Here is a 19,442-nt window from a genome sequence, read left to right as displayed (position 1 = left end):
AAGGGCCAGCGGGCGGCCGCGCACCGGCGCGGCCGCATTCGCCCTGTTATTCGGCGGCATCCGGCAGTTGCGTCGGGCCATCCACCTTGGTGTTCTCCAGCTCGACATTGAGGCCGAGCGAGCGCATTTCCTTGACGAGAACGTTGAAGCTCTCGGGAATGCCCGCCTCGAACGTGTCGTCGCCGCGCACGATGGCCTCGTAGACCTTGGTGCGGCCGGCCACGTCGTCCGACTTCACGGTCAGCATTTCCTGCAGCGTGTAGGCGGCACCGTAGGCTTCGAGCGCCCACACCTCCATCTCGCCGAAGCGCTGGCCGCCGAACTGCGCCTTGCCGCCCAGCGGCTGCTGGGTAACGAGCGAGTACGGGCCGATCGAGCGGGCGTGGATCTTGTCGTCGACCAGGTGGTGAAGCTTGAGCATGTAGATGTAGCCCATGGTCACCTTGCGGTCGAACGGCTCGCCCGTACGTCCGTCGTAGAGCTGCGACTGGCCCGAGGTATGCAGGCCGGCCTGCGTCAGCATGTGGTCGATGTCGGCCTCGTTGGCACCATCGAACACCGGCGTGGCGATGGACACGCCGCGGCGCATCTGCTCGCCGAGACGCACGACGGACTCGTCGTCGTACTCGCGCACCGGCTCGTTGCGGTCATTGGCCGGGATGACCGACTCGACCGTCTCGCGCAGCGGCTTGATATCGCCACCAGCCTTGTAGGCGTCGATCAGCTCGCCGATCTTCCTGCCCATGCCGGCGCAAGCCCAGCCAAGGTGCGTCTCCAGGATCTGGCCGACGTTCATGCGCGAAGGCACGCCCAGCGGGTTCAGCACGATGTCCGCATGGGTACCGTCTTCGAGGAACGGCATGTCCTCGACCGGCACGATGCGCGACACGACACCCTTGTTGCCGTGACGGCCGGCCATCTTGTCGCCCGGCTGCATCTTGCGCTTCACCGCGACGAAGACCTTGACCATCTTCATGACGCCCGGAGGCATTTCGTCGCCGCGCTGCACCTTCCCGACCTTGTCCATGAAGCGCTGCTCCAGCGCCTTCTTGGAGTCGTCATACTGGCCGCGCAGGGCTTCCAGCTCGCTCTGGAGCTTTTCATCCTCGACGGCGAACTGCCACCACTGCGAACGCGGGTAGTCGTCCAGCGTCTCGCGCGCCAGTGTGGAGCCCTTCTTGAAGCCCTTCGGCCCGGCGATGGCCTCCTTGCCGACCAGCATGTCGGCCAGACGCGCATAGACGTTGCGGTCGAGAATGGCCTGCTCGTCGTCACGGTCCTTGGCGAGACGCTCGATCTCCTCGCGCTCGATGGCCATGGCGCGCTCGTCCTTCTCCACGCCGTGGCGGTTGAAGACGCGCACTTCCACGACCGTGCCGAAGGTTCCCGGAGGCATGCGCATAGATGTGTCGCGCACGTCGGACGCCTTCTCGCCGAAGATGGCGCGCAGAAGCTTCTCTTCCGGCGTCATCGGGCTCTCCCCCTTCGGCGTGATCTTGCCGACCAGGATGTCGCCCGGCTGCACCTCGGCACCGATGTAGACGATGCCGGCCTCGTCGAGGTTCTTCAGCGCTTCTTCCGAAACATTCGGAATGTCGCGCGTGATTTCCTCCGGCCCGAGCTTGGTGTCGCGCGCCATGACCTCGAACTCCTCGATGTGGATCGAGGTGAAGATGTCGTCGGCCACGATACGCTCGGAGAGCAGGATCGAGTCCTCGTAGTTGTAGCCGTTCCACGGCATGAAGGCGACGAGCACGTTGCGGCCGAGCGCCAGATCGCCGAGATCGGTCGACGGACCGTCGGCGATGATGTCGCCCTTGTTGACGTGGTCGCCGACCTTCACCAGCGGACGCTGGTTGATGCAGGTCGACTGGTTGGAGCGCTGGAACTTCATCAGGCGGTAGATATCGACGCCCGACTTGCCGGGATCGAGGTCTTCCGTGGCGCGGATAACGATACGCGTCGCATCCACCTGATCGACGATGCCGCCGCGACGGGCGCCGATGGCGGCGCCGGAGTCACGGGCGACGATCGGCTCCATGCCGGTGCCGACGAACGGAGCCTCGGCGCGCACCAGCGGCACGGCCTGACGCTGCATGTTCGAGCCCATCAGGGCGCGGTTGGCGTCGTCGTTCTCGAGGAACGGGATGAGCGCGGCGGCGACCGACACCATCTGCTTGGGCGAGACGTCCATCAGGTCGACCATCTCGCGCGGCGCCATCATCACCTCGCCGGCGTTACGGCAGATGACGAACTCGTCGACGAAGCTGCCGTTGGCATCAAGCTCGGCGTTGGCCTGCGCCACGAAGTGCTTGGCCTCTTCCATCGCCGACAGATAGACCACGTCATTGGTCAGCCTGCCGTCCACGATCTTGCGGTACGGGCTTTCGATGAAGCCGTATTTGTTGACGCGGGCGAAGGTGGCCAGCGAGTTGATCAGGCCGATGTTCGGGCCTTCCGGCGTCTCGATCGGGCAGATGCGGCCATAGTGCGTCGGGTGCACGTCGCGCACCTCGAAGCCGGCGCGCTCGCGGGTCAGACCGCCCGGGCCAAGCGCCGAAAGACGGCGCTTGTGGGTGATCTCCGACAGCGGGTTGGTCTGGTCCATGAACTGCGAGAGCTGCGAGGAACCGAAGAACTCGCGCACGGCGGCAGCGGCCGGCTTGGCGTTGATCAGGTCCTGCGGCATGACCGTGTCGATCTCGATCGACGACATGCGCTCCTTGATGGCGCGCTCCATGCGCAGCAGGCCCAGGCGGTACTGGTTCTCCATGAGCTCGCCGACCGAACGCACGCGGCGGTTGCCGAGATTGTCGATATCGTCGATCTCGCCCTTGCCGTCGCGCAGGTCGACCAGCGTCTTGACCACGGCCAGGATGTCCTCCTTGCGCAGCACGCGCACGGTGTCCGGGCAATCGAGTTCCAGGCGCATGTTCATCTTGACGCGGCCGACGGCCGAGAGGTCGTAGCGCTCGGCGTCGAAGAACAGCGAGTTGAACATCGCCTCGGCGGTCTCGAGGGTCGGCGGCTCGCCCGGACGCATGACGCGATAGATGTCGAACAGCGCGTCCTGGCGGCCCTCGTTCTTGTCGACGGCCAGCGTGTTGCGGATATAGGCGCCGACATTGACGTGGTCGATGTCGAGGATCTGGATCTCTTCCTCGCCGGTGCCGAGCAGCACCTTCAGGGTCTTGTCGTCGATCTCGTCGCCGGCCTCGAGATAGATCTCGCCGGTCTGGTAGTTGACGATGTCCTCGGCCAGATAGTTGCCGAGCAGGTCCTCGTCGGTCGCCTTGATGGCCTTGAGGCCCTTTTCGGCAAGCTGGCGCGCCTGGCGGGCGGTGATCTTCTTGCCGGCCTCGACCACGACTTCGCCGGTGTCGGCGTCAACCAGGTCGTTGACGGCCTTCAGGCCCTTGAAGCGGTCGACATTGTAGGGAATGCGCCAGTGGTCGCCGGCGCGCTTGTAGGTGATCTTGTTGTAGAAGGTCGACAGGATGTCTTCGCCATCCATGCCGAGCGCCATCAGCAGCGAGGTCACCGGGATCTTGCGGCGGCGGTCGATACGGGCGTGGACCACGTCCTTGGAATCGAACTCGATGTCGAGCCACGAGCCGCGATAGGGAATGACGCGCGCGGCGAACAGCAACTTACCGGACGAGTGCGACTTGCCCTTGTCGTGATCGAAGAAGACGCCCGGCGAACGGTGCATCTGCGAAACGATGACGCGCTCGGTGCCGTTGACGATGAAGGTGCCGTTCGAGGTCATGAGCGGCATATCGCCCATGTACACGTCCTGCTCCTTGATGTCCTTGATCGACTTGGCGCCGGTGTCCTCGTCGACATCGAACACGATCAGGCGCAGCGTCACCTTGAGCGGCGCGGCATAGGTCAGGTCGCGCTGACGGCACTCGTCAACGTCGAACTTCGGCGCCTCGAACTCATACTTGACGAATTCCAGCATCGAAGCGCCAGAGAAATCGGAGATCGGGAAGACCGACTTGAAGACTGCCTGCAGGCCTTCGTCAGGCCGGCCGCCCTCGGGCTCCTCGACCATCAGGAACTGGTCGTAGGACGCCTTCTGAACCTCGATCAGGTTCGGCATCTCGGCAACTTCGGGGATCTTTCCGAAGAACTTTCTGACGCGCCTGCGGCCATTGAAAGTCTGGGTCTGGGCCATCATAGCTCCTTAGCTCGCATCTCGGGGCGGATCACGCCGCGATCCGCCTTGCCTCCAGGCCGCTTTGGTGCGGCCTTGTCCAAAACAGGTGAAAACCTGTTTCCTGAAAGCCGCTTTCGGCCCTCAGGAAAGAGGTTCTCCAACACGATCGCCGGGTTCTCCCCCTGACGAGAGGGCCTCCCGAAGGGAGGTGGCGGACGGCCCGAAGGCCGCCCGCCGGAACCCGAACGCTTACTTCAGCTCGACCTTGGCGCCAGCAGCTTCGAGCTGGGCCTTGATCTTCTCGGCCTCGGCCTTGGCGACGCCTTCCTTCAGCGGCTTCGGAGCGGCCTCGACCAGGTCCTTGGCTTCCTTGAGGCCCAGGCCGGTGATGGCGCGCACTTCCTTGATGACCTCGATCTTCTTGGCGCCGGCCTCGGCGAGGACGACGTCGAACTCGGTCTTCTCTTCGGCCGGAGCGGCGGCGGCAGCGCCACCGGCAGCGGCGGCAACGGCCACCGGAGCAGCGGCGGAAACGCCCCACTTCTCTTCCAGCATCTTCGACAGCTCAGCCGCCTCGAGGACGGTCAGGGCCGACAGGTCTTCAACGATCTTGGTGAGATCAGCCATTTTTCTTTTCCTTCAATAAGATTCGAACGTGTTGATGTTTGGCGAGGAACGGCCTCACGCCGCCTCGTCCTTCCGGGCATATGCGCCGATAACGCGCGCGACATTGCCTGCCGGTGCGTTGACGACCTGTGCGATCCGGGTTGCCGGGGTGGAAATCATGCCCACCAACCTTGCGCGCAGCTCGTCGAGCGACGGGAGCGAGGCCAGAGCCTTCACACCATCGGCATCGAGCGAGGTCGTGCCCATTGCGCCGCCGAGAATGACAAGCTTGTCATTGCCCTTGGCGAAATCGGACGCGACCTTCGGAGCCGCAACCGGATCGTCCGAATAGGCGATCAGCGTCTGTCCCTTGAACAGATCGATGATGCTTTCGGATTCCGTGCCCTGAAGAGCGATCTTGGCGAGGCGGTTCTTCGCGACTTTGACGGTGCCGCCGGCAGCACGCATCTTCGTACGAAGATCGTTCATCTGCGCAACGGTGATACCGGCATAGTGGGCCACGATGACCGAGCCGGCGCCCTTGAAGGCGTCGTTCAGGTCCGCGACGAGTTCGCGCTTTTCCGCTCTATCCACTGCCTATCTCCAGTTGACCCCCGCAACATTCACGAAGCGGGCGTCGGTTGCCTTTTGCCGGCCGGTCCGGTCCAGTCGGACGTTCCCGATCGGCGCTCGAGGATCCTGTCCCCTTTCCGCCACGCCCGAAGGCGTACAGACAAAAGGCACACACGGTTCGAACCTTTCTTGGGAGGGAAACCCTCCCTTGTCCGGTCGTCACCCGTCTCATGCAGACCCGTTAGGATTAAGTTCCGCCCTGGAGCGGACCGCCTGCAATCTCGGACAGGATAGCCGGGGCCTTTCGGACCCGGCATCCGGACCCCGCCTGGGCGGGAGCCGGAATTTCAACGAGGATCAGCGCTTGCGCGGCGATCCTCAGGAATTGCTTCAGGAAATGGCGAGAGACGCCACATCCAGCTTGAGGCCCGGGCCCATCGTCGAGGAAATCGCGACGCGCTTGACGTAAACGCCCTTGGCGCCCGTCGGCTTGGCCTTGTTGACCGCATCGGCGAAGGCGCGGACGTTCTCTTCCAGAGCCTTGACGTCGAAGGAGACCTTGCCGACGCCGCCATGGACGATACCGGCCTTCTCGACGCGGAACTCGACGGCGCCGCCCTTCGAAGCCTTGACCGCACCGGCCACGTCGGTGGTGACGGTGCCGACCTTCGGGTTCGGCATCATGCCGCGCGGGCCGAGCACCTTGCCGAGACGGCCGACGAGCGGCATCATGTCCGGCGTGGCGATGCAGCGATCGAAGTTGATCTCGCCCTTCTGGACGGTTTCGACCAGATCCTCTGCGCCCACGATATCGGCGCCGGCAGCCTTGGCCTCCTCGGCCTTGTCGCCACGAGCGAACACGGCAACGCGGACCGTACGGCCGGTGCCGTTCGGCAGGTTGACCACGCCGCGGACCATCTGGTCGGCATGACGCGGATCGACGCCGAGGTTCATCGACACTTCGATGGTCTCGTCGAACTTGACCGTGGAACGGTCCTTCAGGAGCTTGATCGCATCTTCGAGGGCATAGACCTTGTTCGGGTCCAGACCTTCGCGGGACTTCGCTACGCGCTTGGAAATCTTAGCCATCTGATCAGCCCACCACTTCCAGGCCCATCGAACGGGCAGAACCTTCGACCATGCGCATCGCCGCTTCCACGTCGTTTGCGTTCAGGTCCTTCATCTTGGCTTCGGCGATCTCGCGCACCTTGTCGCGGCTGATCTGGCCGGCCTTGGCCTTGCCCGGCTCCTTGGAGCCCGACTTCAGGTTGGCGGCCTTCTTCAGGAAGTAGGTCACCGGCGGCGTCTTCATGACGAAGGTGAACGACTTGTCCTGATAGTAGGTGATCACCACCGGAATCGGCGAACCCTTTTCCATCTCCTGGCTCTGCGCGTTGAACGCCTTGCAGAACTCCATGATGTTGATGCCACGCTGACCAAGCGCAGGGCCGATCGGGGGCGACGGCGTGGCCGACCCCGCGGGAACCTGAAGCTTGAGCTGGCCTGCAATCTTCTTAGCCATCTCTCATCTGCCTTGTTTCATGCCGGCCCGTTTCGGGAAACGCCGGCGGTTGCAGTCCGGTGGTGCGGTCCCGGCAGCCGGCTAAAGCCGCCCTTGCCTCCCACCATTAAAAGCGACGCAAGAGGTGCGCCGCCCTTGCGGTGCCGCCATACGGACGACACCGATACGGGTCAGCCCTTTTCGACCTGCCCGAATTCCAGATCGACAGGCACGGCGCGCCCGAAGATCGAAACCTCCACCTTGAGCCGCGCGCGCTCCTCGTCCACCTCCTGCACGAAACCGTTGAAGGAAGCGAAGGGGCCGTCGGAAACACGGATCGCCTCGCCCACCTCGAAGGTGACCGACGGCTTCGGCCGCTCCACGCCCTCCTGCACCTGGTGCAGGATGCGCTCGGCCTCCTTGTCGGTGATGTGCATCGGCTTGGCGGTGTGCTTGTCCTCGCCGAGGAAGCCGGTGACACGCGGCGTGTTCTTGACCAGCGAGATCACCGCATCGTTGAGATCGGCCTTCATGAGCACGTAGCCGGGGAAGAACTTGCGCTCGGCATCGACCTTCTTGCCGCGGCGCACCTCGACCACCTTCTCGGTCGGCACCACGATCTGCTCGATCCTGTCGCTCAGGCCCTTCTGGCGGGCCTTGTTCTCAATGTCGTCCGCCACCTTCTTCTCGAAGTTGGAATAGGCATGGACGATGTACCAGCGCGCGGTCATGTAAAGACTTCTCCGTATTCGCCGAACTTAACGCCCGATGCCGAGGATCAACTCGACGGCGAGGCCCATGAGCTGATCGGCGGCGAAGAAGAAGAGCATCGCCAGCAGCGAGAAGATCAGCACCATCACCGTGGAAATCAGCGTCTCGCGCCGTGTGGGCCACGTGACCTTGCTGACCTCGGTTCGAACCTGCTGAAGGAAGACGAAAGGATTGGTTGTCTTCGACGCCATATGCCGCTCTGCTTTCGGGACCCGTGGGCCGGACCCTCTGGATGATCCCGCCAGGCGGGACGTGAGGCATGAATTTCAAGGCTCGCAGCGAATCAGCAAACCATTCCGTTCATGCAAATCAGACGCGCAAAGCCGGATTCCCAGCTCCACGCGTCGCGTGTCTGTTAATGCCTACATAAAACCGATTCTTGGCACGCGCAAGTGGCAAGCATCCGTTTTACGACCACACGCCGCCTCGGAACCATCCAGTCGTCCCGTCCCGGCTATGCCTTCTTATGCCGCAAATCGCCCAATATGGCAATACACTGCCGAATTCACGCAAGTGCGGCAGGAAATGGCAGGGGCAGCAGGGCTCGAACCCGCGACCTGCGGTTTTGGAGACCGCCGCTCTACCAACTGAGCTATACCCCTAACTCATCGCGCTTTAGGCGCGACAGGCGCTTCCTAGTGGCTTGGACGCCGTCTGTAAAGAGAGAAAGCGCGTCCTGTGCCGCTTGAACAAGGCCTGTCCCGGCCGGCTAGGCCAGACGCCTGAACAGGCCGGGATAATTGGTGACGAAGCCGTCCTTGTCGAACTCGATTTCGGCGCGGAAATCGCTGACGAGCGATTCGTAGAGATAGCGCCTGCGCACGTCGAGGCAGGTGTAGCGCTGGGGATCGGCAAACACGTCGAGGCTCGGCACATCGATATAGGCGGTGCGGATTTCCGCGCTTTCGCCCTTCGCCAGGCCAAGGCGCCTGACCGGAAAGGTGTTGGTCAACGGCGTTATAGAAATGTCCGGGTCCACCGCGCCCGCCAGTTGCGGCAACGCCAGCCCCTCCCTCGTCCAGTTGCCAGCTCCATCGCCTTCCAGCCGCAGCGACGGGCCGCCGCTTACGGCAACCTCGACGCGCCGCGACCGCCAACCGTCATCGGCGACGAGGCGAAAGCTGGCGGCAAAATCCGCGGTGTCTGAGCCGATCACGACCGCTTCGGCGGTGAGCCAGCCGTCCCGTTCCGTCAAAACGACATGCTGCAGGCCCTGCCCGCTCCATTGCGCCCAGCGCAGCACCGTCATGGCATCCTCCTCCCGATCGAACGGTGCAGACTACCGCCAAGATGGAAAAGGGGCGACCCGAAGGCCGCCCCTTTCCGAGTTCCTGCTGACAGGAACCGTCAGCTTATTCGACGATTGCGGCGACGATGCCGGCGCCGACGGTGCGGCCGCCCTCGCGGATGGCGAAGCGCAGGCGCTCTTCCATGGCGATCGGCACGATCAGTTCCACGTCCACCGTCACGTTGTCGCCCGGCATCACCATCTCGGTGCCGGCCGGAAGCGTCACGATGCCCGTCACGTCCGTCGTGCGGAAGTAGAACTGCGGACGGTAGTTGGTGAAGAACGGCGTGTGACGGCCACCCTCCTCCTTCGTCAGAATGTAGGCCTCGGCCTTGAACTTCTTGTGCGGCTTCACCGAACCCGGCTTGGCCAGAACCTGGCCGCGCTCGACGCCGTCACGGTCAACGCCGCGCAGCAGCGCGCCGATGTTGTCGCCAGCCTGGCCCTGGTCGAGCAGCTTGCGGAACATCTCCACGCCCGTGCAGGTCGTCTTGGTCGTCGGGCGGATGCCCACGATCTCCAGTTCCTCACCCACCTTGACCACGCCGCGCTCGACGCGGCCGGTCACAACCGTGCCGCGGCCCGAGATCGAGAACACGTCCTCGATCGGCATCAGGAACGGCTTGTCGATCGGACGCTCCGGCGTCGGGATGTAGGCGTCGACCTCGGCCATCAGCTTGCGGATCGCGTCCTCGCCCAGCTCCTTCGAGGAATCCTCAAGCGCCGCCAGCGCCGAACCCTTGACGATCGGCGTGTCGTCGCCCGGGAACTCGTACTTCGACAGAAGCTCGCGAACCTCCAGCTCGACCAGCTCCAGAAGCTCCGGATCGTCAACCTGGTCGCACTTGTTCAGGAACACAACGATCGCCGGAACGCCAACCTGGCGGGCCAGAAGGATGTGCTCGCGCGTCTGCGGCATCGGGCCGTCAGCCGCCGAAACAACCAGGATCGCGCCGTCCATCTGCGCCGCACCCGTGATCATGTTCTTCACATAGTCGGCGTGGCCGGGGCAGTCGACATGCGCATAGTGACGGTTCTCCGTCTCGTACTCCACATGCGAGGTCGAGATCGTGATGCCGCGCGCCTTCTCCTCAGGCGCGTTGTCAATCTGGTCATACGCCCGGAAATCGCCGAAGAACTTCGTGATCGCCGCCGTCAAAGACGTCTTGCCATGGTCAACGTGACCAATCGTGCCAATGTTCACATGAGGCTTCGTGCGCTCGAATTTACCTTTTGCCATAGTCTCTTTCCTTGGGCGCGTGGACCTTTGGTTCAGTCGAATGCGGGGCGATTAGCGAGAACGGCCACAAAACACAAGTGTCTTTTGGCCGGCCGGGGTTCCGCCATGCCCCCGGAGCATGCGACTGCGGGTGAATGACGCAGATATAGGAAGCCACCGGCGCCACTTTAAGAGGGGCCCGGAATGCGGCCGAAACCGGCGGAAGCTCTTGGGTACTGGAGCAGGAGGATTGGAGCGGGTGAAGGGAATCGAACCCTCGTATTCAGCTTGGAAGGCTGCTGCTCTACCATTGAGCTACACCCGCATTTCAAGTCTCCGGTCCGGCAGTGGTGGAGGAGGTTGGATTCGAACCAACGTAGGCTAAGCCAACGGATTTACAGTCCGTCCCCTTTAACCACTCGGGCACTCCTCCAGTCTGCCGACGGAGCCTTGCTGCAAGGCATTTGCAAGGATGCCGGAGCCCCTTACGGATGCCCGTCATCAGCGAAGCGCCTTATGGCCGCAAGGTTGTTTTGTGTCAACCGCGCCGGAGGCGTTTTCTCCGCAGAATTTTCATGCATGCCGCAGACATAGGCAAAGCGGGCCTCCCCGGCTATAGGACAGCAATGAGCGACATGAAGAAAACCGGCACCCCGAAGGATTCCCACTACGCAAGGCTGCGCCGCGCCCATCGCGACGAGAAGGCCGGCGGGCCGCCCCAGCATCGGCCCCGGCGCAAGGTCGCCCCCGGCGAAGGGCCTGCGGACGGGCTAGTGCATCTGTACGGGCTGCACACGGTGCGGGCGGCCATCGCCAACCCGGCGCGCAAGGTGCGTTCCATGCTGGTCACCCGCAACGCGGCGGAGCGGCTGGACATCGGGGCGCTGGAGGCCCTGCCTTTTCCGGCCCGCCTCGCCGAACCGCGCGAGATCGAGAAGATCACCGGATCGGATGCCGTGCACCAGGGCGTGCTGATCGAGGCCGAGCCGCTGAGTCCCAAGCCGCTCGATGCGCTGGGCGAATCGAAACTGGTGCTGGTCCTGGATCAGGTGACCGACCCGCACAATGTCGGCGCCATACTGCGCTCGGCGGTGGCGTTCGGCGCCGGCGCGCTCATCACCACCGCGCGCCATAGCCCGGCCGAATCCGGCGTGCTGGCGAAATCCGCCTCCGGCGCCCTCGAACACATCGATCATATCGAGGTGCGCAACCTGGCGGAGGCATTACAGACCCTGCACGAGATGGGCTTCCAGAGCATCGGCCTCGATTCGGAAGGTCCGGCCGAGCTGGAAAAGACGTTTTCCGGCGACCGCATCGCGCTGGTTCTGGGGGCCGAGGGCAAGGGCCTTCGGCAAAAGACGCGCGAGACGGTGAGCGCGCTCGCCCGTCTCGACATGCCCGGCGCCATCCGCTCGCTCAATGTGTCGAATGCGGCGGCCGTGGCGCTCTACGCGGCAGGCAGGTTCCTGAACGCATAGTTCCCTTGCGCTTCCCAACGGAAGCGCGAGATTTCCGGTCAGATACTGTAACGGGCGGCACAACGGAACGCCGGTGGGAACATCCCGACGCCCCGTCTGCCACCCGCTACTGGTACTGGCTGTTCGCCAATCCCGTTCCTGCGATCAGGCTACATCATGCCCGGCCATGCGCTCCAGCGCGCGCACCATGGCCGAATGGTCCTCCTTGGCCCCGCCATTGGCGGCGCAGGAATTGAAGAGCTGCTGCGCAGTCGAGGTGTTCGGCAGCGACACGCCCAGCGAGCGGGCGCCTTCGAGCGCCAAGTTGAGGTCCTTCTGGTGCAGCTCGATGCGGAAGCCCGGATCGAAGGTGCGCTTGATCATGCGTTCGCCATGCACTTCCAGGATGCGCGACGAAGCCAGCCCGCCCATCAGCGCCTGCCGCACCTTGGCGGGATCGGCGCCGGCCTTGGAGGCGAACACCAGCGCCTCGGCCACGGCCTCGATGGTCAGCGCCACCACGATCTGGTTGGCCACCTTGGTGGTCTGGCCGACGCTGTTGGGGCCGACCAGCGTGACGTTCTTGCCCATCTTGTCGAACACCGGCCTGGCGCGCTCGAAAGCCTTCTCCTCGCCGCCGACCATGATGGTGAGCGAGGCCGCCTTGGCGCCGACCTCGCCGCCCGAGACCGGGGCGTCGAGATAATCGCAGCCGAGCTCGTTGATCTTCCTGGCGAACTCCTTGGTGGCGATCGGGGAGATCGACGACATGTCGATGACCAGCTTGCCCTTCGACAGGCCCGAGGCGACGCCGTTGTCGCCGAACAGCACCTCGTCCACCTGCGGGGTATCCGGCACCATGGTGATGACGATATCCGCCGCCTGCGCCACCGCGGCATTGCCGGTCACGACCTTCAGGCCCTTGGCGACGAGATCCGCAGGCGGTTTCGACCTGTGGTCGGTGGTGACGACCGTGTAGCCGGCATCCAGCAGATGCCCGGCCATCGGTGCACCCATGATACCCAGCCCGATGAAGCCGATGGTGTCCATTGCTCTGTCCTTTCGATCCGTCACGCTGCCGCGCTGTCCTTGGCCGCCAGTTCACGCAGCCAGCCAAGACCGGCCTCGGTGCCGTCCTTGGGCTTGTATTCCGCACCGATCCAGCCGGAATAGCCGAGGCGGTCGATGAAGTCGTAGAGGAACGGGTAATTGATCTCGCCCGTGCCCGGCTCATGACGGCCCGGATTGTCCGCAAGCTGGATATGCGCGATGCAGTCGAGATTGGCCTCGATCGTGCGGGCGAGATCCCCCTCCATGATCTGCATGTGATAGATGTCGTATTGCAGATAGAGATTCTGCGAGCCGACCTTCTCGATCAGGTCGAGGGCCTGTTGCGTGCCGGTCAGGAAGAAGCCGGGAATGTCGCGGGTGTTGATCGGCTCGATCAGCAAGCGCACGCCCGCCTCGCCCAGCTTGTCGGCGGCGAATTTCAGGTTCTCGACGAATACCTTCTCAAGCTCTTCCCGCGAAGCGCCGGCCGGCGCGATGCCGGCAAGGCAGTTCACCTGACCGCAGCCGAGGGCCTTGGCGTAGGTGATGGCCTTGTCGACGCCGGCCTGGAACTCCTCGACCCGGCCCGGCAGGATGGCGATGCCGCGCTCGCCGCCGGCCCAGTCGCCCGAAGGCACGTTGAAGAGAACCTGCGTCAACCCGTTCTTCGTCAGGCGGGCCGCCACCTCCTCCGGAAAGTGGTCGTAGGCTCCGAGATATTCCACGCCCTTGAATCCGGCGCGGGCGGCGGCCTCGAAGCGGTCGAGGAAGTCATACTCGTTGAAGAGCATGGAAAGGTTGGCTGAAAACCGTGGCATAACGCTGTTCCCTGATAAAATGAATCTACTCCCCGGCGCGGCCTGCCGGCCGCGAGCCGGCTCAGTCGAGCATGACGATGGCCGTCGGGGCATCCTCGTTGCGCTCGGCAAGCTCCTCGAATTCGGTGATGTTGTCGATCTCGGTGCCCATGGAGATATTGGTGACCCGTTCGAGGATGAATTCAAGCACGACCGGCACCTGATGCTCTTCCATCAACCGCCGCGCCTCGGCGAAGGCGTGCTCGAACTCCTCCGGCCTGCGCACGCGCACCGCCTTGCAGCCCATGGCCTCGGCGACGGCGACGTGATCGACACCATAACCGACTTCCGAATGGCCGACCGTGTTGATGTTCTCGAAGGCGAGGCTGACTTCAAAATCCATCGAGAAGCCGCGCTGGGCCTGGCGGATCAGGCCGAGATAGGCGTTGTTCACGACGATATGGATGTAAGGCAGCTTGTGCTGGGCGCCGACGGCCAGTTCCTCGATCATGAACTGGAAGTCGTAATCGCCTGACAATGCAACGATATTCGCATCCGGCCGCGCCGCACGAACGCCGAGCGCCGCAGGCAGGGTCCAGCCGAGCGGGCCGGCCTGGCCGCAATTGACCCAGTTGCGCGGCTTGTAGACGTGCAGGAACTGCGCGCCCGCGATCTGGCTGAGGCCGATGGTGGTGACATAGGTCGTGTCGCGGTCGAACGCCCGGTTCATCTCCTCATAGACGCGCTGCGGCTTCAGCGGCACCTGCTCGAAATGGGTCTTGCGCTTCATTTTCTTCTTGCGCTGCTGGCATTCCTTGGCCCAGCCGGACCAGTCGCGCAGCTTGCCGGCCGTCTTCCATTCCGTCGCGACGTCGAGCAGCATCTTAAGCGCAGCACCGGCATCGGAGACGATGCCGAGATCGGGGGCGAAGACGCGGCCGATCTGGGTCGGCTCGATATCGACATGGATGAACTTCTTGCCCTTGGTATAGACATCGACGGAGCCGGTGTGGCGGTTGGCCCAGCGATTGCCGATGCCGAAGACGAAATCCGACTCGATCATCGTGGCGTTGCCATAGCGGTGCGAGGTCTGCAGGCCGCACATGCCGGCCATCAGCCGGTGGTCGTCGGGGATCGAGCCCCAGCCCATCAGGGTCGGGACGACGGGCACGCCGGTGATCTCCGCGAACTCGATCAGCAGATCCGAGGCATCGGCGTTGATGATGCCGCCGCCGGCGACGATCAGCGGCTTCTCCGCCTCGTTCAGCATGGCCAGTGCCTTTTCGGCCTGGATGCGGGTCATGGCCGGCTTGAAGTCCGGCAGCGGCTCATAGGCGTCGATGTCGAAGTCGATCTCGGCAAGCTGGACGTCGATCGGCAGGTCGATCAGGACCGGACCCGGCCGCGACGAGCGCATGAGGTGGAACGCCTTCTGCAAGGCCATCGGAACCAGATAGGGCTCCATGACGGTGACCGCCCACTTGGTGACCGGGCCGGCAATCGCCGCGATGTCGACCGCCTGGAAGTCTTCCTTGTTCAGCCGGGCGCGCGGCGCCTGCCCCGTGATGCACAGGATCGGGATGGAGTCGGCCGAGGCCGAATAGAGGCCCGTGATCATATCGGTGCCGGCCGGGCCCGAGGTTCCGATGCACAGGCCGATGTTGCCGGCCTTGGCGCGGGTGTAGCCTTCGGCCATGTGCGAGGCGCCCTCGACATGGCGGGCAAGGATATGGCGGATCGAGCCGCGCGCCTTCAAGGCGGAATAGAACGGATTGATCGCTGCCCCCGGCACACCGAAGGAATAGGAAATCCCCTCCTTCTCGAGAACGAGAACAGCGGCATCGACAGCACGCATCTTGGCCATGGCGGCACCTCCAGCAATTCAGATGCTGCAAGGATGACACCGGATCCGGTATTTTTCAATTTTTTCAAAAAAGTTTTTCATTTTTTGTTCTTTTCGTCAACATGATGATTTTTCGTTCATTTTCATTTTTCAGATCGTTCATCCGAAGCTCTCCATAAAAAACTTTTTCATTGCGATGCGGAGAAAATGGGGGACAATGAATCATGGATAAGATCGAGAAACGCCAGCGCGGGCGGCCACGCGCGTTCAATCCCTCCCCGGAAGCGGGACAGGTACAGTCGCTGGACCGGGCCTTGCGGATACTGGCCATCGTGGCGGAGGGAAGCGGGCTTTCGCTGAGCGAACTCGCCGACAGGTCCGGCATCGCCGCCGCCACGGCCTATCGCATGCTCACCACCCTCGAAGCCCACGGCATGGTCGAGTTCGACCGCACCGAGCAATTGTGGTCGATCGGCGTCGAGACCTATCGCATGGGCTCGGCTTTCCTGCGCGGGCGCAAGCTGGTGGACCGGGCGCGCGTGGTGATGCAGGAACTCATGGAGAAGACCGGCGAGACCGCCAATCTGGGGCTTGCCGAGGAAGATTGCGTGGTGTTCGTCAGCCAGGTCGAAACGCATCAGGCGATCCGGGCCTTCTTCCGCCCCGGCACGCGCACGGCCTTCCATGCCTCCGGCATCGGCAAGGCGGTGCTGTCCCATCTCGACTCCGAAAGGGTGTCGGCCATCATCGCCCGTTCCGGCCTGGAAACCTACACCGACCGAACGCACTCTTCCCTGACCGAGCTGATGCGGGATCTTGCCGATGCCCGAACGCGCGGCTGGGCGGTGGACGATGAAGAGCGCAACATCGGCATGCGCTGCGTGGCTGCCGCCATCTTCAACGAATATGGCGAGCCGGTGGGAGGCGTGTCCGTATCCGGCCCCACTGTGCGCGTCACCCCCGAGCGGCTGGCCCAGATCGGGCCGGCAGTGCGGGACGCGGCGGCGGAAGTCACCGTCCTCATCGGCGGCCGGCGTTGAGGAAGTGGCCTCCCCCTCAGCCCATGCCGCTCACATGGCGCAGATAGAAGGCGAGCACCACGAAGCCGATCATGAAGGCGACACCTGTCCAGTCGATCTTCATGCCCCTGAACACCCTGATGGTGTTGAGCAGCAACACCCAGGCGGCAAGCACGATCAAGGCGATGATGACGAAACGGATCATCTTCTCCCTCCGGGATGGCTCTTGCCACTGATGTAGGAAACGAAGCTGCGAGTTTCAGCCCATCCAGGGCGTCCCGGTTCGGATTTGTCTTTACTGGCGCGGCAAATATGCTAACCGAAGCGCGTTGCCCTTGTAGCTCAGCTGGTAGAGCAGCGGTTTTGTAAACCGAAGGTCGCGGGTTCGATCCCTGCCGGGGGCACCAGTTCTCCTGCCGAAAGCATTGCAGAAGCCGTATCGATATCCTGTTGAAAAAGTCTGACAGCTTCCGTTGCGCGCGCCGGATCTGGCAGGCGCAGCAGATAGGCCGGATGCCATGTCACCAGCGCCGGAACACCAAACATCGTGTCAATCGTCCGACCACGCAACACGGTCACGGAAGCGCGCTTTCCGGTCAGCGATTGGACCGCGGTCGCTCCCAGCGCCAGAATGAGCTTTGGTTTGACCAGTTCTATCTCGCGTTTCAGCCACCAGCGACAATGATCGATGTCGCCCCGGTTCGGGCTCTGGTGGATGCGCTTCTTGCCACGTGCAACGAACTTGAAATGTTTCACCGCGTTGGTGAGCCAGAGCTTTTCCCTTTCGATCCCGTGATCTGCCAGAGCCTTGTCGAGCAACTGACCCGCCGGGCCGGTGAAGGGGCGGCCGGTCAGGTCCTCGACATCGCCCGGCTGCTCCCCCACGATCATGAGATCGGCCTGGGAAGACCCCTCCCCGAACACCGTCCGGGTGGCGTTGCAGTGCAATGGGCATTGCATGCAGGCGGCGGCGTGTTTGCGCAACTCATCGATATTTGCCGCAAGCGCCCCTGTCCCTGCCTGCTCCACAGGTTCCCGAACTGAAGACCGGCGTGCAGCGAGGCGATCATGAAAAGCCGGTGTTGCAAGCTGCCTTTGCTGGTGAACCATGTGCGCCGCGCGCTGCCCCGCCCCCGCGACAAGAGCGGGTATCAGGGAAGCCTCCGGCAGATTCTTCCAGTATTTCTTCGGCATCTCCGCCTGCATCGCCTTCACCTTCAATCGCGCCGGATTGAAGATGGAAGCGTAGTAGGTGCGCCACAGCGCTTCGGTAGCATCCGACAGGTCCGGGCGGACCGCAGGCTTTTCCGACAGCGTAAGCTGACCGCCTTCAAGACCCGCGCTGCCCTTCGGCGTCAGGATCATCCAGTCCATGTCGGCGAAGCGCTTGGCGAAAAACGGGGCGGTGCGGGCAACGATATGATGATCCGGCTCGAACCAGGCCACGAAACGGCGGCGCGCTCCCGGCTTGCCGGAACATTCGCGGAAACGCACGAAAGCCGTCATCTTGTGGCAGTCGCGGCGCACGGATTTTTCCATGCGATGCAGGCGCTGCATGTCAGGATCGGGCAGAAAGCCGATCAGATGAGGGTCGCCCTGCAACCGCCACAAGGTTCGATAAAGCAGGGAGAAGCGGCCGGGATCGCTGTGGCAGACCACGGCCTCGGCCATATCCAGAAAGCGGCGCGGCACAGACGGCGTGGGGGCTTCCGCTCCGGGCAGCGGTACTTCGGTCGGCACTGCACCAAAAAGATCCGCATCGCGCTGCGACCATTCCACCTCCTCCGGCGGCACGCCGGCCAGAAGCAGCGAACGCGCCGCATCGCGCCACTCGCCAAGGTCGGCGGCACGGTGCAGACACACACGCGCACTCACAGCAACACCATCTGCTCGGGCTGCGGGGTGAAGAAATCGCGCAGATCGGACCGGTCGATAAGGCGCAGCGGCGTCCACCCGCGAGCGCACAGGAAGGCGCGTACCTTGCGGACCGAAATGTTCAGCCTTGCCAGATCGTCCAGCCCCAGGCTGCGCTGCCGGCGCGCGATGATAATGGCGGACACCGATTTCGTGCCCAGCCCCGGCACCCGAAGCAGCATCTCCCGCGAGGCCCGGTTGACGTCGACCGGGAAATCCTCGCGGTGCGAGAGCGCCCAGGCAAGCTTGGGATCAAGGTCGAGATCAAGCATGCCGTCCGGCCGGGCGGAGGTTATCTCGTCGATGCCAAAGCCATAGAAGCGATAAAGCCAGTCCGCCTGATACAGCCGGTGTTCGCGCATCAGCGGCGGTTTGGCGGGAGGCAGGCGGGAAGAGGCATCGGGTATCGGGCTGAAGGCCGAATAGTAGACGCGCTTGAGGTCATAGCTGCTGTAGAGCCGCGAGGATGTGCCGAGGATCGTCGCATCGCTCGCGCCATCGGCACCGACGATCATCTGCGTCGATTGCCCGGCCGGGGCAAACCGCTTGCGCCGCTTCGTAAACTTCGTCGGCTCGCTTGCATCCTCGATGCGCAGGCGCAAGTCGCCCATGGCGCGACGGATCTGCCCCGGCTGCTTCTCCGGCGCAAGATCGACAATGCCCTCATCCGTCGGCAGTTCGATGTTGATCGACAGCCGGTCGGCATAAAGGCCGGCTTCCTCAAGCAATCCTACCGACGCCTCGGGGATGGTTTTCAGATGGATATAGCCTTTGAATCCATGGGTCAGCCGCAGGTCGCGCGCCACGCGCACAAGCTGCTCCATCGTGTAGTCGGCGCTGCGGATAATGCCCGAGGACAGAAACAAGCCCTCGATATAGTTGCGCCTGTAGAATTCCAGCGTCAGCCATATCACTTCCTCCGGCGTGAACCGGGCGCGCTCGACATTGCTGGACGACCGGTTGATGCAATAGGCGCAATCATAAATGCAAAAGTTGGTGAGCAGGATCTTCAGCAGCGAAATGCAGCGCCCGTCCGGCGCATAGGCATGGCAGATGCCGGAACCTTGCGTAGACCCGATCCCACCATTGATGGAATCGCGCTTTTCAGTTCCGCTCGATGCGCAGGAAGCATCGTATTTCGCGGCGTCGGCGAGAATGGCGAGCCGCTCTTGCAGCGTCTTTTTCATGTATGTTCACTATATGTTCCGGATTGCGTTTTCAAGATCACGCAAGGGAAGGGTC

At 63.3% G+C, this 19,442-nt stretch carries 16 protein-coding genes, 4 tRNA genes and 1 pseudogene; 3 read left to right on the top strand and 18 right to left on the bottom strand.

All coding sequences use genetic code 11. The features are described from left to right. Window positions 1-46: 46 nt before the first annotated feature. The 12 genes from rpoB to ACVCNR_RS17090 all read right to left on the bottom strand — a co-directional run bounded on the left by rpoB (window position 47) and on the right by ACVCNR_RS17090 (window position 10,553). Window positions 47-4,180: a DNA-directed RNA polymerase subunit beta gene (gene rpoB / locus ACVCNR_RS17145; protein ID WP_447075603.1), complete on the bottom strand. Its 4,134-nt coding sequence runs from the start codon at window positions 4,178-4,180 to the stop codon at window positions 47-49. A gap of 231 nt (window positions 4,181-4,411) precedes the next feature. Further along, window positions 4,412-4,789, bottom strand: a complete 378-nt coding sequence (rplL, locus tag ACVCNR_RS17140; protein WP_354199858.1) for a 50S ribosomal protein L7/L12 — start codon at window positions 4,787-4,789, stop codon at window positions 4,412-4,414. Between the two features lie 54 nt (window positions 4,790-4,843). Next, entirely contained in the window at window positions 4,844-5,362 is a 519-nt protein-coding gene (gene rplJ / locus ACVCNR_RS17135; protein ID WP_354199857.1) for a 50S ribosomal protein L10, read from the bottom strand. Window positions 5,363-5,731: 369 nt separating this feature from the next. Next, entirely contained in the window at window positions 5,732-6,430 is a 699-nt protein-coding gene (gene rplA, locus ACVCNR_RS17130; RefSeq protein WP_447075602.1) for a 50S ribosomal protein L1, read from the bottom strand. A 4-nt stretch (window positions 6,431-6,434) separates the two neighbouring features. Then, entirely contained in the window at window positions 6,435-6,863 is a 429-nt protein-coding gene (gene rplK, locus ACVCNR_RS17125) for a 50S ribosomal protein L11 (RefSeq protein WP_354199855.1), read from the bottom strand. A 170-nt stretch (window positions 6,864-7,033) separates the two neighbouring features. Next, window positions 7,034-7,573 carry a transcription termination/antitermination protein NusG gene (gene nusG / locus ACVCNR_RS17120; RefSeq protein ID WP_354199854.1) on the bottom strand — a complete coding sequence of 180 codons (540 nt, stop codon included), beginning with the start codon at window positions 7,571-7,573 and terminating at the stop codon, window positions 7,034-7,036. Window positions 7,574-7,600: 27 nt separating this feature from the next. Then, window positions 7,601-7,804 carry a preprotein translocase subunit SecE gene (gene secE / locus ACVCNR_RS17115; protein WP_354199853.1) on the bottom strand — a complete coding sequence of 68 codons (204 nt, stop codon included), beginning with the start codon at window positions 7,802-7,804 and terminating at the stop codon, window positions 7,601-7,603. Between the two features lie 335 nt (window positions 7,805-8,139). Beyond that, a tRNA-Trp gene (locus tag ACVCNR_RS17110) sits at window positions 8,140-8,215 on the bottom strand. A 107-nt stretch (window positions 8,216-8,322) separates the two neighbouring features. After that, entirely contained in the window at window positions 8,323-8,862 is a 540-nt protein-coding gene (locus tag ACVCNR_RS17105; RefSeq protein ID WP_447075601.1) for a putative glycolipid-binding domain-containing protein, read from the bottom strand. Between the two features lie 103 nt (window positions 8,863-8,965). Beyond that, complete coding sequence (gene tuf / locus ACVCNR_RS17100) at window positions 8,966-10,141, bottom strand: elongation factor Tu (RefSeq protein WP_447073292.1); 1,176 nt, start codon at window positions 10,139-10,141, stop codon at window positions 8,966-8,968. A gap of 230 nt (window positions 10,142-10,371) precedes the next feature. Further along, window positions 10,372-10,445, bottom strand: a tRNA-Gly gene (locus ACVCNR_RS17095). Window positions 10,446-10,468: 23 nt separating this feature from the next. Next, a tRNA-Tyr gene (locus tag ACVCNR_RS17090) sits at window positions 10,469-10,553 on the bottom strand. A 193-nt stretch (window positions 10,554-10,746) separates the two neighbouring features. On the opposite strand from ACVCNR_RS17090, the gene ACVCNR_RS17085 reads away from it, so the two are divergent. After that, window positions 10,747-11,598 carry a TrmH family RNA methyltransferase gene (locus tag ACVCNR_RS17085; protein WP_447075600.1) on the top strand — a complete coding sequence of 284 codons (852 nt, stop codon included), beginning with the start codon at window positions 10,747-10,749 and terminating at the stop codon, window positions 11,596-11,598. Between the two features lie 144 nt (window positions 11,599-11,742). Here the strand turns inward: ACVCNR_RS17085 and ACVCNR_RS17080 are convergent, their stop codons facing one another. From ACVCNR_RS17080 to gcl, 3 genes are all read right to left on the bottom strand, one after another. After that, entirely contained in the window at window positions 11,743-12,627 is an 885-nt protein-coding gene (locus ACVCNR_RS17080) for a 2-hydroxy-3-oxopropionate reductase (protein ID WP_354192468.1), read from the bottom strand. 20 nt (window positions 12,628-12,647) lie between these two features. Then, the gene (gene hyi / locus ACVCNR_RS17075; protein ID WP_354192470.1) at window positions 12,648-13,445 is read right to left on the bottom strand and encodes a hydroxypyruvate isomerase; all 798 of its coding nucleotides are present in this window, start codon (window positions 13,443-13,445) and stop codon (window positions 12,648-12,650) included. A gap of 61 nt (window positions 13,446-13,506) precedes the next feature. Next, the gene (gene gcl, locus ACVCNR_RS17070; protein ID WP_354192471.1) at window positions 13,507-15,288 is read right to left on the bottom strand and encodes a glyoxylate carboligase; all 1,782 of its coding nucleotides are present in this window, start codon (window positions 15,286-15,288) and stop codon (window positions 13,507-13,509) included. A gap of 203 nt (window positions 15,289-15,491) precedes the next feature. On the opposite strand from gcl, the gene bhcR reads away from it, so the two are divergent. Next, window positions 15,492-16,307 (top strand): HTH-type transcriptional regulator BhcR, encoded by an 816-nt coding sequence (gene bhcR / locus ACVCNR_RS17065; protein ID WP_354192472.1) that lies wholly within the window; start codon window positions 15,492-15,494, stop codon window positions 16,305-16,307. Between the two features lie 16 nt (window positions 16,308-16,323). On the opposite strand, the gene ACVCNR_RS17060 is transcribed toward bhcR, so the two are convergent. Further along, the gene (locus ACVCNR_RS17060) at window positions 16,324-16,491 is read right to left on the bottom strand and encodes a hypothetical protein (RefSeq protein ID WP_354192473.1); all 168 of its coding nucleotides are present in this window, start codon (window positions 16,489-16,491) and stop codon (window positions 16,324-16,326) included. A gap of 126 nt (window positions 16,492-16,617) precedes the next feature. Here ACVCNR_RS17060 and ACVCNR_RS17055 point away from each other — a divergent pair. Further along, window positions 16,618-16,693, top strand: a tRNA-Thr gene (locus ACVCNR_RS17055). An 88-nt stretch (window positions 16,694-16,781) separates the two neighbouring features. Here ACVCNR_RS17055 and ACVCNR_RS17050 read toward each other — a convergent pair. Together ACVCNR_RS17050 and ACVCNR_RS17045 are read right to left on the bottom strand one after the other, a co-directional pair. Next, window positions 16,782-18,149, bottom strand: a pseudogene (locus ACVCNR_RS17050) (UdgX family uracil-DNA binding protein); the annotation flags it as partial. 8 nt (window positions 18,150-18,157) lie between these two features. Further along, on the bottom strand, window positions 18,158-19,387 hold the full coding sequence (locus ACVCNR_RS17045) for a putative DNA modification/repair radical SAM protein (protein WP_354192475.1): 1,230 nt from the start codon (window positions 19,385-19,387) through the stop codon (window positions 18,158-18,160). Window positions 19,388-19,442 lie beyond the last annotated feature (55 nt).

Source organism: Aquamicrobium terrae (assembly GCF_052978165.1).
This window is presented reverse-complemented; position numbering and strand designations above follow the sequence as displayed.